General features: G+C 37.1%; 14 protein-coding genes and 1 other RNA gene. 8 read left to right on the forward strand and 7 right to left on the reverse strand.

Features of this window, described 5'->3' with window-relative positions:
• Positions 1–23: 23 nt before the first annotated feature.
• A complete protein-coding gene (locus tag AC5YDH_RS11125; protein WP_496119514.1) occupies positions 24–3,617 on the reverse strand; it encodes an AAA family ATPase in 3,594 nt (1,197 codons plus the stop codon).
• A gap of 9 nt (positions 3,618–3,626) precedes the next feature.
• A complete protein-coding gene (locus AC5YDH_RS11130; protein ID WP_496119516.1) occupies positions 3,627–4,880 on the reverse strand; it encodes an exonuclease SbcCD subunit D in 1,254 nt (417 codons plus the stop codon).
• Positions 4,881–5,288: 408 nt separating this feature from the next.
• On the opposite strand from AC5YDH_RS11130, the gene AC5YDH_RS11135 reads away from it, so the two are divergent.
• The 4 genes from AC5YDH_RS11135 (at position 5,289) to AC5YDH_RS11150 (ending at position 8,235) form a co-directional block, all read left to right on the forward strand.
• Positions 5,289–5,738: an ABZJ_00895 family protein gene (locus AC5YDH_RS11135; protein ID WP_496119518.1), complete on the forward strand. Its 450-nt coding sequence runs from the start codon at positions 5,289–5,291 to the stop codon at positions 5,736–5,738.
• Positions 5,739–5,814: 76 nt separating this feature from the next.
• Positions 5,815–6,714, forward strand: a complete 900-nt coding sequence (locus AC5YDH_RS11140; RefSeq protein WP_496119520.1) for a TIGR01777 family oxidoreductase — start codon at positions 5,815–5,817, stop codon at positions 6,712–6,714.
• A 139-nt stretch (positions 6,715–6,853) separates the two neighbouring features.
• Positions 6,854–7,633 carry a hypothetical protein gene (locus AC5YDH_RS11145; RefSeq protein WP_496119522.1) on the forward strand — a complete coding sequence of 260 codons (780 nt, stop codon included), beginning with the start codon at positions 6,854–6,856 and terminating at the stop codon, positions 7,631–7,633.
• A 38-nt stretch (positions 7,634–7,671) separates the two neighbouring features.
• Entirely contained in the window at positions 7,672–8,235 is a 564-nt protein-coding gene (locus tag AC5YDH_RS11150) for a diguanylate cyclase domain-containing protein (RefSeq protein WP_496119524.1), read from the forward strand.
• A 29-nt stretch (positions 8,236–8,264) separates the two neighbouring features.
• Here AC5YDH_RS11150 and AC5YDH_RS11155 read toward each other — a convergent pair whose 3' ends face one another.
• Together AC5YDH_RS11155 and hemB are read right to left on the reverse strand one after the other, a co-directional pair.
• Positions 8,265–9,386 (reverse strand): NAD(P)/FAD-dependent oxidoreductase, encoded by a 1,122-nt coding sequence (locus AC5YDH_RS11155; RefSeq protein ID WP_496119526.1) that lies wholly within the window; start codon positions 9,384–9,386, stop codon positions 8,265–8,267.
• Positions 9,387–9,466: 80 nt separating this feature from the next.
• Positions 9,467–10,480, reverse strand: a complete 1,014-nt coding sequence (gene hemB, locus AC5YDH_RS11160) for a porphobilinogen synthase (protein WP_496119528.1) — start codon at positions 10,478–10,480, stop codon at positions 9,467–9,469.
• Between the two features lie 107 nt (positions 10,481–10,587).
• Between hemB and AC5YDH_RS11165 the strand changes: the two genes are divergently transcribed.
• From AC5YDH_RS11165 to AC5YDH_RS11175, 3 genes are all read left to right on the forward strand, one after another.
• Entirely contained in the window at positions 10,588–11,085 is a 498-nt protein-coding gene (locus tag AC5YDH_RS11165; protein ID WP_496119530.1) for a thioesterase family protein, read from the forward strand.
• A 297-nt stretch (positions 11,086–11,382) separates the two neighbouring features.
• Positions 11,383–12,534, forward strand: a complete 1,152-nt coding sequence (locus tag AC5YDH_RS11170; RefSeq protein ID WP_496119540.1) for an HlyD family secretion protein — start codon at positions 11,383–11,385, stop codon at positions 12,532–12,534.
• Positions 12,535–12,540: 6 nt separating this feature from the next.
• Entirely contained in the window at positions 12,541–14,070 is a 1,530-nt protein-coding gene (locus tag AC5YDH_RS11175; RefSeq protein WP_496119532.1) for a DHA2 family efflux MFS transporter permease subunit, read from the forward strand.
• Between the two features lie 72 nt (positions 14,071–14,142).
• Here AC5YDH_RS11175 and glpK read toward each other — a convergent pair whose 3' ends face one another.
• Positions 14,143–15,627 carry a glycerol kinase GlpK gene (gene glpK / locus AC5YDH_RS11180; RefSeq protein ID WP_496119534.1) on the reverse strand — a complete coding sequence of 495 codons (1,485 nt, stop codon included), beginning with the start codon at positions 15,625–15,627 and terminating at the stop codon, positions 14,143–14,145.
• A gap of 130 nt (positions 15,628–15,757) precedes the next feature.
• Between glpK and ssrA the strand changes: the two genes are divergently transcribed.
• Positions 15,758–16,116, forward strand: a transfer-messenger RNA (tmRNA) gene (gene ssrA / locus AC5YDH_RS11185).
• 255 nt (positions 16,117–16,371) lie between these two features.
• On the opposite strand, the gene AC5YDH_RS11190 is transcribed toward ssrA, so the two are convergent.
• Entirely contained in the window at positions 16,372–16,608 is a 237-nt protein-coding gene (locus tag AC5YDH_RS11190; RefSeq protein ID WP_496119536.1) for a hypothetical protein, read from the reverse strand.
• A 128-nt stretch (positions 16,609–16,736) separates the two neighbouring features.
• A partial coding sequence (locus tag AC5YDH_RS11195; protein ID WP_279043810.1) for a transposase occupies positions 16,737–17,034 on the reverse strand: 298 nt, incomplete at its 5' end.

The following is a 17,034-nucleotide window of genomic DNA, read 5'->3' on the forward strand; positions in this document are numbered from 1 at the left end:
TCATCAGGACGGCTTTTTTATTTTTATCCGACTACTTCAATTTGACTTGCACCAGCACCTATAGGCTGTACCTGAATTTGCACAGGAATACGCTCATGCATATCTTGAATATGTGAAATGAGCACAACTTTACGCCCTTGGCTCTGTAGTTGATCTAGTGCATTCATCACCATATGCAGTGATGAAGCATCAAGCGTACCAAAGCCTTCATCAATAAATAATGATTCAATTTTCATTGAGCCTGAAGCCATGCTCGCAATAGCGAGTGATAAGGCGAGGGCTGTTAAGAAAGATTCACCACCAGAAAGTGATGAAACCGAACGGGTTTCACCATCCATATCATGATCGACAATGGCAAGGCTAAGAGAGTTATCTAAACGCTTTAAGGTATAACGCTGTGATAGTTGTGCCAATTGTTGGTTGGCATATTCAATTAAAATATCGAGGTTATATTGCTGAGCAACATCACGAAATTTTTTACCCGTAGAGTCACCCATTAAGCTCGAAATTTTATTCCAACGGTGTTCTTCGGTTTGAATTTGCTGAATTTGCTCAGCAAATTGTTTTTGTCTATTGATATTCGCATGATGGATATCTAGTTTACTTTTGAGTTGCTCTCTTAGTTCTTGCTGTTCTGATAATAATTTAAGATTATTCGCAATCGCTTGTTCAAGTTGTACTATTTGTATTTCTGGCTGTGTTTGTAGATGTTGAGCTAATGTTTGCTGAATAGCTTGAATGCCTGCTTGAGCATCTGAATAAGCACGTTCTACATTTAAAACACGCTGTTTAAGTTGCTGTTCTTGTTCATGTGAAATTGTACTTAGTTGCGCTAATCGTGTTTCATTAAATTCTAAATTTTGGCTCATCCACTGTTGAAGCGTATTTTCAACATGTTTCATTTGAGTAAGTAATTGTGCTTGCTGGGTGAGGCATTCTTTTAAGTGACTTTGAGCTGTTTCAAAGGCTTGACGTATTTGGTCGAATGTTTGACGTGCCTGATTAAATCTTGTTTGTAATCGTTGTTTGTTTTGGTCAAAATCATTCAACCAATCATGTGGTTTTTCAACAGTATCATTTGTCATTTCAAGAATTGCTTGAATCGCAACATCACTATTTTTTTTACCTTCTGTTGTTAAATTTTTAATTTGATTTTGAGCTGACTGAATTTTTTCCTGACTAAATTTAACTTGTTGCTGATATTGCTCAAGTTGTTGAGAAGTTTGATTATATTGAGCATTTAATTGATTGAGTTGCTTTAAGCAATTTTGACGTTGTTGTAGTGAGTGACAAACCTGTTCAGCAGTATTTAATGTCGATTGTTCCCATAATTGTTTTTCTGTGCCATTCAATAAACTCAGAATGTGCTGAATATTGATTTCAGCTTGTTGCACATTAGATAAATGCTGTGTGGTTTGTTGAATTGAGTTTACAAGCGTATGACTTTGTTGTTGAGCATTTTCATGTGAAATTAAGGCATCTTCAACTTGCTTTTGTGTTTGTTGTGCTTCATTGGTTTTTGTCTGAATCAGTTGCGTTAAGGCTTCATACTTCTGTGAAAAATCAAAAGAAATATTTAAGGCACTTAATTGTTGTTGAAGCGTATTTTTTGCCTGATCAAGTTGTATGGTTAAGGTTGCTAACTGTTGCGCATTGGCATCCATTAAAGCAGTTTGCTGAGTGAAGGTAGTGTGTGATTCTTGCCAAGCTTCGAAAGAAATTTTTTCCAACTCAAGTGCTTGCTGTTCTTGTTGTGCTTGTAACTTGAATAATTCATCAGAAAAAGCTTCTTTTTCTGCATAAGGATGATGGGTACTTCCACAGACTAAACATGCTTCGCCATCGACTAAATCTGCACGTAGTTTTTCAATATTTTCCGTATTGAGTAAGCGCTGTTGTTGCAACATTTGTTGCAGTTTTTCACGCTCGTTTTTTTGTGTTTGATAGGCAAGTTCAGTCGTTTTGAGCTGTGTATGACTCTGTTTAATTTGTTGAGAGAGTGTATTTTTCACCGTTACTAAATGGTTGTTTTCAGCATCAATATTTTGGACGTTTTGTGTTTTTTGCTGAACAACACTGAGTTGATTTAACTGCTGTATAAGCTGATCACGCTCGGAACGTAGCAATGAAATTTTCTGATTGAGCACATCTTCTTGCCCAAATTTTTGCATTAATTCTTCATGTTGTTTTTGTTGCATGTGTAATTGAGAATTGGCTTGTTGCACATTGCCATAGTTTTTTTCAAATTGCGCATAGCTTTGAATAAAGCGTTGAGTTTGTGTGATATGTGCTGAAAGTGCATCATCGAGTGAGGCAAAGTGGTTTGAGTTTTCTAGCTGCGCTGTATGTTGAGCAATATTATTTTGCAGTTGATCAAGCTGTTCCTTCATCTGTTTTTCATTGTTAATATGAGGAATAAGTTGATTTTCAAGTTCTTTAAAATCACTTTGTGCTTTACGTACTTGCTCAACCAAAACAAGGCGCTCAGCAATTCGTTCACGTACTAATTTAATTTTGTCTTGATGCTGAACTTCAAATTGGTATTGTTGCTTTTGTTCTAGATCAATTTTTTCAAAGATGATTTTTTCAGCATTAAATTGTTGTTCAATCTCTGCAAATTGCTGTTGGGCTTGTGTCAATTGAGGCTGTAATTGTGCAACTTCAAGCTGAATATTTTTTTGTTGAATCACACTTGGTCGAATAGCGGAAAAGTGTTCAAGTTGTTGCAGTTGTAGCTTTTCAGATGCAAGGGCATCAAGTTGTTGCTGCTGATGTTGTAATTGTTGCTGACGTGTTTGCACATCAATTTCGTATTTTTGCTTTTGTTCATACCATTGCTGATTTTTTTCTAGCGCAGATTTTTCTAGTTCTAGTTTTTTGTACGCCGTAGAAACCGTATCAAAGTGATTGCTTGTTGTTGCTAAGTCTTCATCAGATAAAATTTCGATATGTCCTAAAACATTTTCAATTTCTTTCCGTTGATTGGCAATTTCTCTGGTTTTTTCAAATGCGAGTTGCCCAATTTTTGCAAAGATACTGGAGTTGGTTAAGTATTCCAATAGTTCGCCACGTTCATTATCTCGGGCTTTTAAAAAAGCAGTTACTTCAGATTGAGCTAATAATACTGCACGAGTAAATTGTTCAAAACTCAGTTGGGTAATTCTTTTAATATTTTCTTCAACAGCTTTGGTTTTATCTGCGACCACATTGCCATCGGTTAAGCATTTGAGTGAGCGTTGAACACTTTGTAGCTTGCCATCGGCTTTTTCACGTGCGCGTTTAATTTCCCAGCGTGCCAAATAGACTTTTTGATCTTGTGCGATAAAACTTAACTCAGCAAAACCATGCGCTGTACCACGACGTAATATCGTTTGAGGGGAGTTGGTTAATAGCTCTGAACCATCAACATCAATGAGTTTTCCATCACTGCCTTTTAATCTAGGAATTTGATTAAACAATGCCAAACACATGGCATCTAAAATAGTCGATTTCCCTGCGCCTGTTTTTCCTACAATAGCGACTAGACCTGCGCTTGCTAAAGGCTCGCTTTCAAAATCAATAAAATGCTCACCTGCTAAGGATGCCAAGTTTTTAATACGAATAGATAAAATTTTCATGGCAATTCCTTAAACGCTCGCATCATCTTCAAGTGATTTTTGTGCTTCATCAACCAAGCTTAAAAAATCTTTTAAGACGGATTCATCTGCACTGTAGCCTTGTTTCTCCCAAATTTGTTGAAAGAGCTTTTCTGGTGTTGGTGGCTCTAAGCTTATTTTATTTTCAGCATCGTGATCGTTTTGTTGGTTTAAATATTTACGTGAAATTCGCACCAATCGGTAACGATTTGGTGCTAAACATTCTTCAAATTGTTGGCGTAAATTGGGTTGAGGTGGTGTATCTGTATGGTATTCAATATCGACATATTCACGCTGATTAACAGCTTCAATCTCACCCGATGGCAATGCTTTTAATTGCTCAAAAACGTGTTGCAACTGGCCTGAAATTTTATGCAGTTGTACGCTACGTGGAATGGTTAAAACTTGAAACTTAAAACGATTTTCATCTTTAAGTAAGGGGTCTATTTCTACTTCAACCACTTGATGCTTGTAATTAATTTCACTAAATGACAAAGGAATAGGTGAGCCACTATAGCGAATATGGGCTTGTCCAACTTTTTGCGGTTTATGCAAATGTCCAAGTGCTACGTAGTCAATCACATCATCAAACAGGGTAGTGGAAAGGGCTTCTTCATTACCAATAATAATAGGGCGTTCAGAATCTGACGTTTCACCACCTTGCATGTGGGCATGAGACATCAGAATCAAAGCTTGATCTGCTGTTTTTCGAGCTTTCGCTTCAGCAATCAATTTTTGATGTAAATAGGCAATGGCATTTTGGCTGTTGGTAGTTTGATCATTAAAACCTGTAATTTCAGCAGAACGTAAAAAGGGCAGGGTGAGGCACCATGCAACAATTTGTTTTTCTTCGTTATAAATAGGTTGTAATAAACGATCAATATTGAGTGATTTATCTTTATTCCAAGCAATAATGCCCACAGCTTTCGCATTGTATTTTTCTAATAATGGCTCTACTTGTTCAATGCGATAACCTGAATCATGGTTACCAGCAATCATGAGTGTTTGCATGTTTGGTGCAATATCGTGCGCATCGGCAAGGAATTGATAAAGTTGTTTTTGTGCGGCAGATGCTGGGTTAATGACATCAAAAATATCACCAGCAATGAGTAAGGCATGGGGTTGTTTTTCTTTGATTTGCTCAAGTAACCAATTTAAAAATTGGGTATGTTCAAATTCACGATCATGATTGTGAAAAAATTGCCCTAAATGCCAATCTGACGTATGAAAAAAACGAACGCTCATATTTATTGTCCTATGCCCTTATTGGCATAGTAACGAATCTTTATAGAATAATTCTAGTACTGAGCAGCATGAAAACGACAATATAAGTCGTAAGAGAATTTTATCATTTTAATGAGAAAAATCTTTCAGACAAAAATAAAGACCGACGATTCGAGTGATGGGGGAATCGTCGGTCAAAAAAATCTGCTTAGAACAAAAATTTGGCTACTAATCAAATTTTATGTTTAAGCAAGCTTATTGCTCTAGGTTTAAGGTCACCGAAAATATTGTGGATGCCGGTACAAATTTGCGGTTGTTGCTGACCTTGCTCCCTATATAACGAGATATATACATAGATGGTTGACATGAACATGAAAAAAAACTCATTTTTTTTTATACTAAGACTTTGAAGTTGTATTGGTCATCTTAATGGTCGCTTTAACTCGTTATTTTATTTGGTTTTTTGTTATTTGTTTAGCCTTGACTTGCATTTGCGGTGTACTTGCTGCGCTTATGCCTGAAGGAATGGGAGCTGTTTTAACTATTGTCCCGTATTTAACAGCGATGATTTGGGTGTTATTTAAATTTTTAAAACAACAAGGTCGTGCACCTACACAAGCAGAACGTCAAAAATTTACTTTGGGTTTTAGTGTAATTTACTGGCTGTATAATTTGTGCTTTTTACTTTTAGGTATCGGAATTGCTTCACGGTCAAATCCTACGGTATGGCAAGATTTAATCGTATATTTACAAAATACACAGTTTTTAATGATTACTCTCATAATGTTTTTACTCATTGCAATTCCATTGTATTTGTTAACATATTGGTTTTATGGAAAACAAGCTCAGCGTATGGCTGATAAAATGATGAATAATTAATGATTATTAATGCTTGATTATTCAGCAATCTTTTTATATAGAATAGATGAATTCGCTATAATAATGAGATTACTGAATGAACAAGCCTTTGGTTTTAATTACAGGTGCTTCTGGCTTTATTGGTTCTAGGTTAGTGACGCACTTATTAAAACAAGATTATCAGGTTGTAGGTCTTACACGACAAAAGAATAAAGTACCTCATCACCCATGTTTACAGTGGATTTCAGATTTAAATGACTTGAAAACAGATCAGATTGATTATGTCATTAACCTAGCAGGTGAAAGTATAGGTAAAGGTCGATGGACAGATGATAGAAAAGAACAATTATTACAAAGTAGAATTAAAACGACAGAGCAACTTTATCAATATTTAAATAAACGAAACATACAGCCAAAGCGAATTGTTTCGGGCTCGGCTGTAGGTTATTACGGTATAGATGTTGAAGAAAAGTGGGGCGATGTTTGTACGGAAGCATCCTCATCTCAAGAAATTTTTATGTCCGAACTTTGCCAAAAATGGGAAGCTGTCACACAGCAATATCCTGAACAAAATACAAAAATTATTCGTTTAGGTGTCGTGTTTAGTATGGGTGGTGGTATTTTGCCACAAATGTTGTTGCCTATTCGCTTCAATTTAGTGGGACGCATTGGTACGGGTATGCAACCTTGTGTTTGGATTCACATAGATGATGTGATTTCTGCCATTGAATTTCTGATAGAAAAAGACACTACAGCACAAATTTTTAATCTCGTTGCACCAGAAAAAGTGAATCAAAAGTTTTTTGCAGGATTGGCTGCACTTATATTAAAGAAAAAACCTTTATTTACATTGCCTCGTTCTATTATGAAATGGATATTGGGCGAGCAATCTCAATTGATATTAAATGGGCAATATATACAGCCTAAAGCCTTGCAAGATGCGGGTTTTGAGTTCAAATATCCTACCTTAAAAGAAGCGTTAAAAAATTTGTTATAAAAGTAGTTGGTTTATCGGAATTTTATAAGTGGAAACAAGGATATGTTAAAATAAAGCTGTATACCAATGATGATTATATTAGAAAAATAATCTTGTAAAAATCGGTGAAATTTTAAGTATTTGGGTTGGGTTGTTTTGTATGGTTGCGCTGTTTAAGGAAAACAGGTTTTTGAATAAAAAAAATATATCGATAAGTGTATTTTTTTTATGTTGTGCAATAGGCGCTTTTTTTTGTTTAAAGCTCAATCAGGCAGAAACAGAAGCCAAAAAAGCTCATACTATGCAAATTTCAAATAGTTATGCGAGCTCTTTAGAAAAAACAATCCGCCACTCTTTGTCTTCTGTAAATAGCTTAGCTGTTTTGGTACATCAAAGTAATGGTTCTATTCCAAATTATGGAGAACTTGCTCGGTACATGCTGCCAATGTATGAAGGAGCCTATGCTTTATCAACGGCACCTGATGGTGTTTTGCAGCAAATAGAACCAACATTACAAAATAAATTAATTAAAAATCACGATATATTTGAGGGTAAAGATAAACAGAAAGAAATTGCAAATATTAAAGAAGGTGATCTTAAGTTTGTAGGTCCATTTAAGCTAATACAAGGTCCTCAAGGTGCGATTGGAATGCTTCCTGTATTTCTTAAAAAAGAAGATGGAACAAAGTATTTCTGGGGATATACCGTAGTGACTTTACAGCTGCCGAATGCCTTTTCTGATGTGCATTTAAATAGATTAGCAAAAAATGGCTATGCTTATGAGTTATCAGGAATTAATCCACTAACGAAGCAAAAAGAGATTATTGATCAATCAAAAGAGCCTATTTCTAACACGGCTGTCAAAGTTCCAATAAAGCTATATGGTGCAGATTGGGAGCTTCAAGTTTCGTCTTTAAATCCTCCAATTTTTATAAGTTAGTGCTTGAAGTTGTGTTTGTATTGGTTTGGGCAAGCTTGATGATGTGGTTAACGTATTTAATACTCACAATGTTAGAGCAAAAAGAACAATTGAAAAAAATTGCGATGTACGATCCTTTAACCAATTTAGCAAATAGACGATTATTAAATATTAAACTCGATAATTTTATTAAAAATAATAACAATGAAAAGCATAAAGTTGTGGTGTGTTATTTAGATTTAGATGGCTTTAAGGCAGTCAATGATGCGTATGGACATGAAGTAGGCGATCAACTTTTAAAAGTTGTTGCTCAAAAACTTTCGGGTGTAATTAAAGCAAATGATTTTATTTCAAGAATCGGAGGCGATGAATTTGTCATTATCTTGAATGAAGTAGAATCAATAGAGCAAGCAGAAAATATTTTAAGAAGAATTGTTCATGTTGTGAGTGAGCAAATTACGATTTCAGATTTATCAATTCATATTTCTGTAAGCTTAGGTGCAGCAGTTTATAAGGTACATGGTGAAGAGCCAGAACATTTATTACGTGTTGCGGATCAAGCAATGTACCAAGCAAAAGCGACGGGTAAAAATAGATATTATTTTGCAGAAAAAATTGCATAGCATAACTATGCAGATTCTAATTTCATATTTTATAAATACATCAAATCAAGTTTAGCTAAACGCTTTGGGGTATAGGCTGCAGCATCTTCCAATGTATTTTGATTTAACATTAGTTGGCGTAATAAGCGTGCAGAACCTGCACCCATACATAAACCATTTCTAAAGTGTCCAAAGTTAAACCACAGGTTCTCTGTATTGGGCGCTTGTCCAATAAATGGCACGCCATTAGGTGAGCTTGGTCTTAAACCAGCCCATTGCTGAACAATGGGGAAGTTTTCAAGTTCAGGTACCATATCGAAACAGGCGTCTAAAATATTCGATTTTACGGTGTCATCTAAAGATAAATCGAAACCGATTTGACGCATACTTGAACCACAAACGACATGACCATCCATACGTGGGATGAGGTACATCACTTTGTTCATGCACATGGTTGGTAGCCAGTTTTCAGGTGTTTTAAATAGCACCATTTGTCCTTGAATTGGTTCTACTGGAATATGTAAATCGAGTTGCTCTTCCCAAAGTTTAGACCAAGCACCTGTTGCTATAACAAAAGCATCGGCTTGATGTGATATTCCTGAAGCATCTTTTATAGAGACAATTTTCTGGTTTTGAATTTTTAACTGTTCAATTGGGCAATGTTCATAAAATTGAACTTTAGGATGCTGTTTTAAATAAGCTGTGATGGATTGCAAAACTCTAGGATTTCGTGCGTTGGCTAAATGTGGAAAATATAGCGCATGCTTATAGTTTTCATGAATAAATGGATTAATTTGTTCGAGTTGCTCTCGTTGTAAATATTCTGCGTGTTGTAATGGCTCATGATGTTGTTTTGAGTAATTTAAGCCAATTTCAAAATCATCTTCATCAAAAATAAGCATACCTGTTTCATGAACTTGAAAATCAATGCCCGTATGTGGAATTAATTTTTTATTCCATTCTTGATACTGGGGTTTGGCATATTTTGCGAGTGCATTAACAGCAGGGTTATAACGCCAAGGATACATAGGAGAAAGAATTCCGCCACCCGCCCAAGAGGCTGCTTTACCAGCGTGTTGTTGATCGAAAATAGTGACAGAACAATTTTGCTCAATCAGTTCCAATGCAGTCATTAATCCGCTAATACCTGCACCAATGATGGCAATGTGCATCAGGTTTGAATCCTTTATTCCTGAAAATGGGGGAGATAAAAAAAGCCCTCACATAGAGGGAGGGCTTTTAAGGAAATAATTTAGTTCATTTCTTTAAGTTTGATTGCAGCTTCTTCGGCAAAATAAGTCCAAATACCATCCGCACCAGCACGGCGGCAAGACATGAGTGATTCAATAATCACATTGTCCGATAACCAGCCATTTTGAATTGCACCTGCAAGCATCGCGTACTCACCACTGACTTGATAAACGAAAGTTGGTACGCCAAAAGTATCTTTTACTTCACGAACGATATCTAAATAAGGCATACCTGGTTTTACAATCACCATGTCTGCACCTTCTTGAATATCAAGCGCAATTTCATGTAACGCTTCTGCACGGTTGCCAATATCCATTTGGTAGTTATATTTATTACCACCTTTTAGATTACTTGCAGAGCCAACAGCATCACGGAAAGGACCATAGAAGCTAGACGCATATTTTGCAGAATATGCCATGATGTTGGTATAGATATGTCCGTTTGCTTCTAATGCTTGACGAATTGCACCAATACGACCATCCATCATGTCACTAGGAGCAATAACGTCTGCCCCAGCTTCTGCGTGGCTGAGTGCTTGCTTAATTAAGCATTCGACAGTTTCATCATTTAGTACATAGCCTGTGTCATCAATAATGCCATCTTGACCATGTGTCGTGTATGGATCTAGTGCACCATCAGTAATGAGTACCATCTCAGGTAATTCTTTTTTCAACAAACGAACGGTGTTTTGAACTAAGCCATCATCACGCCAAGCAGCTTCAGCCGTTAAACTTTTGTCTTCTTGTGGAGTAACTGGAAATAAAGCAAGTTTAGATACACCAAGCTCTAATAGTTTTTCAGATTTTTTAAGAAGTAAATCAGCAGATAAACGCTGAACATTTGGCATGCTTGGAATATCTTGAGTTTGGTTTTGACCTGGCAAAACAAATACGGGATAAATGAGATGATCAGCCGTCAAATGGGTTTCTCTTACCATGGAGCGTAATTGGTCATTTTTACGAATACGGCGCATACGCGTAGCAGGAAAAGCAGGACGATTGAACGTATAAGTCATAACAATCTCATTGATCAGTATTAAACTTCGTCTATTGTAGTCGCTTATCTGGGGTTGTGCGCGATACATCTTGTTTTTTTATTTAATTTTGGTAATTCGAGTTAACGATGAAAGAAATGGAAAAAAGTTGGACAGGGAATATTGAAGCAGGTTCGAATGTTGAGATAGACGTTCTGTTAGAACAATTATGTCAGGCATTTAATGGCTCTCCCTTCTATAAGTTTTGTGGCATGACCATGCGTGTTGTAGATGGTGAAATTGAAGCACATGTAGAAATGCAAAAAGATTTAATAGGCAATATTGCTTTCCAAATTTTACATGGTGGAGTTGCTGCGACTATTTTGGATAGTATTGGTGGAATTACCGCAATGGGGGAGCTCTATAAAAAAGCATCTATAGATGAATTTGCTGAAACAGGCAAAAAAGTTTCTCGTTTAGCTACGGTAGATATGCGTGTTGATTACTTAGCACCAGGTCGTGGACAATATTTTACTGCACGTGCGGAAACATTACGTTTGGGACGCAAAGGTTGTACCATGCGTATGACGTTAATAAATGATGAAAATAAAGCAATAGCAACTGCAATAGCATCGTATGCGTATTAACCTTGATAAGTCCAAAAAAATGATTTAATTGGAGATTAAAAGCCTCTTTTTTGTGAAAGAGGCTTTTATAATGATTTTTATACATTTGATATAACTTTGAAAACTATAGTGAAATCATGAAAAAATACTGATGAGTTATATTTTTATTCTCAAAATGTGATTTTTTATCTATAAAATACGACAATTAAAAAAAGCAAGACTTTCTCATCGACACCTCAGCGAGGACATAAAAAGTCCATTCCTTGTTTTACAAGGGGATGCCTGATGACCAAGTTTATCGAATTTAGGAAAAAATCGATGACAGATGTTCAAGATACGCTGCCAGAAACACCATCTTCGGATCAGGTAACAGATCAACAATTAAAAGCCAAACGTAAAAAAGCGCTGAGTTTAGTCGCTATTCTCTTGGTGATTGCTTTGGTTTTATTTTTAATTTGGAAGTTTGTTTTTAACAACACGGTATCTACAGATAATGCTTATGTGGGTGCTGAAACAGCATCTATTACATCTATGGTCACTGGACAAGTTTCTGAGGTATTTACAAGTGACACGAAGCAAGTCAAAAAAGGTGATTTACTTGTTCAAATAGATCCACGAGATGCTGAAATTGCAGTGGCTCAAGCTAAAGCAGAATTAATTAAAGCACAGCGTCAATATAAGCAAACTCAAGCAAATAGTAGTTCTTTAAGTTCACAAATTTTTGTGAGTGGTGATGTAATTCAAAGTGCAGTTGCTCAAGTTGCTAAAGCAAAAGCAGATTTGAGTAAAGCGCAAGACGATTATAATCGCCGTGTGCAATTAAGCTCTTCGGGTGCTATTTCTAAAGAAGAGCTTAGTACATCGAAAGCAGCTGTGAATACAGCAAAAGCTGCATTTGATGTTGCTCAAGCAAGTTTAGCTCAAGCAAAATCTAGCCAAAAAGCAGCACAAAGTAACTTGGAAGCAAATGAAGCATTAATTCGTGGTGCGAATGAGCAAAGCACACCAGATGTATTGGTTGCACAAGCAAGACTAAAACAAGCTTTACTTGATTTAGAACGCACGCAGATTAAAGCACCTCTTGATGGTGTAGTGACACGCCGAAATATTCAAGTAGGACAGCGTGTTTCACCGGGCACATCTTTAATGATGATTGTTCCTGAAAATCAGTTATATGTAGATGCAAACTTTAAAGAAAGCCAATTAGAAAAAGTACGACCAGGTCAAAAGGTCACTTTAACTTCAGATTTATATGGCGATGCTGTTGAATATACAGGCACTGTTGTTGGTTTCTCTGGTGGTACAGGTGCTGCATTTGCATTGATTCCTGCACAAAATGCCACAGGTAATTGGATTAAAGTCGTTCAACGCTTACCTGTACGCATTCAGTTAGACCCGAAAGAGTTGGCAGAACATCCACTTCGTGTTGGCTTGTCGATGGAAGCTAAAGTCGATTTGAAGTCGAAGTAATCACTTATGAAATACGATACTGCACTGAGTGACCTTAAAGGTGGTCGCTTAATACTCGCTGCGTTTGTATTGGCATTGGCAAACTTTATGGTTGTTTTAGACATGACCATTGCCAATGTGTCTGTGCCACATATTACAGGAAGTCTTGCGGTATCTGCCTCGCAAGGTACATGGATTATTACCTCTTATGCTGTTGCTGAGGCAATTTGTGTTCCATTAACAGGATGGTTAGCAGGGCGATTTGGCGCAGTTCGTACATTTAGTGTTGGTTTATTGGGCTTCACTATTTTTTCTATTTTATGTGGTTTATCTACAAGCTTAGAAATGTTGGTGTTCTGCCGAATTGGGCAGGGGATCTTTGGTGGTCCTATTATGCCTCTTAGCCAAATGTTACTCATGCGAATATTTCCACCTGAAAAGCAATCTCAGGCAATGGGAATGTGGGCAATGACTACAGTGGTTGGACCAATTCTTGGACCTATTTTAGGCGGTACAATAAGCGATAACTTCTCTTGGCACTGGATTTTCTTTATTAATATTCCAGTCGGCATATTTTGTGCTTTTGCAGCAATGCGCTTATTAAAATCTGCCGAAACACCAACAGATAAGCTGAAGATTGATACAGGTGGATTATTCCTTCTTGTTTTGTGGATTGGTGCTTTACAGCTCATGCTTGATTTGGGGCACGAATATGATTGGTTTAATCATCCAGCCATTAGCATTATGGCAATTACCGCTTTTGTTGGATTAATTGTATTTACGATTTGGGAACTAACTGAACGCAACCCTATTGTAAATATTAAGATTTTTCAATATAGGGGTTTTACCATTTCTGTATTGGCACTTGCCTTTGGTTTTGGGGCATTCTTTGGCAGTATTGTGCTTATTCCGCAGTGGTTACAAATCAATTTAGGTTATACCGCAACATGGGCGGGATATTTAACAGCAACCATGGGCTTTGGTAGTTTATTGATGTCGCCCATTGCCGCTAAACTTGCAACCAAATATGACCAGCGTGCGCTGGCGTGTTTTGGCTTAATGTTGCTAGGTTTTGTGACGTTAATGCGTGCATTTTGGACAACAGATGCAGATTTCATGGCATTGGCTTTACCACAAATTATTCAAGGTTTTGCTGTCCCATTTTTCTTCATTCCATTATCAAATATGGCGCTTGCTTCAGTTTTGCCACATGAAATGGCTTCTGCTGCAGGTTTGATGAACTTTCTACGGACTATGGCGGGTGCAATAGGTGCTTCTCTTGCAGTCACCATTTGGGATGATCACGCGAAGCTTTCCCGAAGTGAATTGGTTGGAAATTTACATGTGGAAGAGGCGCAAAATACTTTGATGCAAACAGGTTTTAGTGCGCAAGGTGCGTTAGGGTATATATCTAGTCTTGTAGATAAAGAAGCCAGCACTTTGTCTGCTAATCATGTGTTTCTTGTTTTAGCAATGGTCTTTATTTTTGCAGGCTTAATAATTTGGCTGTGTCCAAAACCTAAAATAGGTGTATCTGGCGGTGGTCATGCACATTAATTGAATGATTTAGATCTCTGTCATTTCTATTCCAATAAAAGGACAGAGATCTATCTTCTATTTACTTTATATTTAGATATCAGATTTGGCACGTTTGAGTGCAGTTTTCCAATGTTCTAAATGATTTTCACGTTGATCTTGTTTCATGTTTGGTTCAAAACATCGGTCAAGTTTCCAAGAGGCAGAAATATCTGACAAATCTGTGAATACACCTGCTTTTAAACCTGCCATGGCTGCAGCTCCCCAAGCGGTAGATTCCAACATTTTAGGACGCAAAACAGGTACGTTTAAAATATCTGCTTGGAATTGCATGAGCATATCATTTTGGCTTGCGCCACCATCTACCCGAAGCTCTTTAAGGGGTTGAGCAATGTCAGACTGCATTGCACTTAATACATCTGAAACTTGAAAGGCAATTGCTTCTAAAGCTGCACGAGCAATATGAGCTTTGGTTGTTCCACGTGACATACCACATAAAAGGGCACGAGCATCGCTATCCCAATGTGGAGCACCTAAGCCCGTAAAGGCAGGTACAAGAACAACGCCGTCTGTATGTTCAACAGTAGATGCAAGCTTTTCGATATCACAACTTTTTTGAATAATACCTAAGCTATCTCTGAGCCACTGAACAATTGCACCCGCCATAAATACACTACCTTCTAGTGCATAGGTTGTTTGCCCTTGAGCTTGCCAAGCGAGTGTAGAAAGTAATTTATTTTGGCTATATTGAATGTCATGTCCTGTGTTAAATAACATGAAACAACCTGTGCCATAAGTATTTTTTGCTGTTCCTATTTCAAAACAAGATTGACCAAATAGGGCCGATTGCTGATCTCCCAAAATACCTGTAATAGGAATAGTTGCACCTAATAAGCCTTCGGCTGTGTCTGCAACATAATGGTCTGAATGAATAATTTTAGGTAAAACTGATTTCGGAATATCAAATAATTCGAGTAATTCTTCATCCCAAGACTGGCTTTTTAAATTCATAAGCATAGTTCTAGAAGCATTACTTGCTTCAATCACATGTTCTGCACCTTGGGTTAAATTCCAAATGAGCCAGCTATCAATTGTGCCAAATGCAACATGTCCTTGAGCTGCTAAATCTTTTAAACCTTCTACATTTTTTAAAAGCCAAACCAATTTTCCTGCGCTGAAATATGGGTCTATTCTTAAGCCTGTTTTTGTTTGTATAAGCTGGTTTAAATCTTTTTGAATAAGATGATTACACCAATCGGTAGCTCTACGATCTTGCCAAATGATAGCAGGGGCAAGAGGTTTACCTGTACGTTTGTCCCAAATGACAGTGGTTTCTCGTTGGTTGGTTAAACCAATGGCTTTAATATCTTTGGCTAAAATTCTTGCATCAGCGAGAGCTTGTTGAACAACGGAAATTTGTGATGACCAAATTTCTTTAGCATCTTGTTCCACCCAACCTGATTGCGGTGTTTGTATGTGTGTTTCACGTTGAGCTGTCGCCTGAACAATGCCGTGTTCATTAAAAATAATTGCACGACTAGATGTCGTTCCTTGATCGAGTGCAAGTAAGTAGCTCATAGAAATGCATTTATAAGATTTGAAGCTTTAAATATTAGCGCAATTTTGTAAATAAACGCATCTAGTTGTGTAAGTGTATAAAAAATAAGCATTGATTTTGGAGTTTTATGCTATGATGATTGGGTACTTTGGGGATGTTTCTGGCTTCGACGCTGGTGATGAAACTCATAGATGCATGCCGAGAGCGCATTTTCTCTCGTAAATCAAATTTGCATTTTTTAGTCGCAAACGACGAATCATACGCTCTAGCTGCCTAAGGGCAGCTTGTCCGCCTCTCCGAATACTTGTGGTTAGAGAGTCCGACTGAAGCGCACGCACACAAGTCCGTATTAAAGTCACGCCTCGGGGCTTTGTACTAAATTTAGAGGATCGCCTTAGCACCCTGTTCGTCGGGTCGCAACGGGTTAAACTAATTGACGATATCTAAGCATGTAGTATTCTCGAGCGTAATGCTGGCGGACGCGGGTTCAACTCCCGCCATCTCCACCAAAATTCAATTCAGGGATGTTCGGCTGAATGTAAAAAAGCCTTTAAACTCAATGTTTAAGGGCTTTTTTATTGACTGTATTGTCCGATACTATCCTAAGCTGTGTGACCCAATTTTTGCCTTTTGTGGGTAATTATTGGGAAAATTTACCCAATAATTTTTAGTTTGAATTAAGGGTAAATGTAGTGTAAGTTTTCAACTTTTTTTGCACTAATTTGGTTTTTATTCTGCACTTAAATATTTGCATTTAATTTGCACTAAAATAACAAGCATAACTCCCAAAACTCATCAATTTCTAAATCTGTTTTTTCTAGAATGTCACGCATAACCCCAATGCTTGAATCATTGCGTTCAAAATACCCTGCATCTTTAAAACCCAACATTGTAAGTTCACGTGTGGGCTTCCCATTTTCATCACACATTTCATTTAAGTAGGCTTGATGAATAAGCTTCTCTAGCATTGCATTTTCACGAAGGTTGTTCATATTAGCCAAGAGCATTAATTCCTTCTTGGCTTTTTTGGTAAGAGGTAAGTGATATTCTTTTTTTGTCTTTCCTTGATTTCTAAACGGCTTTGTTGCACAAAGATTTGAAATGCAAAGCGCACCTAATTGAGCCAAATTTAAGGCGTAACTTGGGTAAGTGGTCGACCTAATTCCGTAAATCTGTTAAGGACTGCTACACGTGCATGGATCTCATTCACTTGGCTATCAAAACTCCTTGCACTGAGTTTATCTCCTAATAATTTGATGCAATGCATCTTAGTTTCAACCAAACTTCGCCGATGATAGCCTGACCATTTTTTCCATAGTGTCCTGCCTAAACGTTTAATTGTTCGAAGTAATTCATTTCGCTCTAGCGAGCTACTCTTTGTATCTTTCCATGGTTTCGCATTTTTTCTAGGTGGAATCACCGCATGC

The sequence above is a fragment of the Acinetobacter sp. FY683 genome (genome assembly GCF_059515885.1).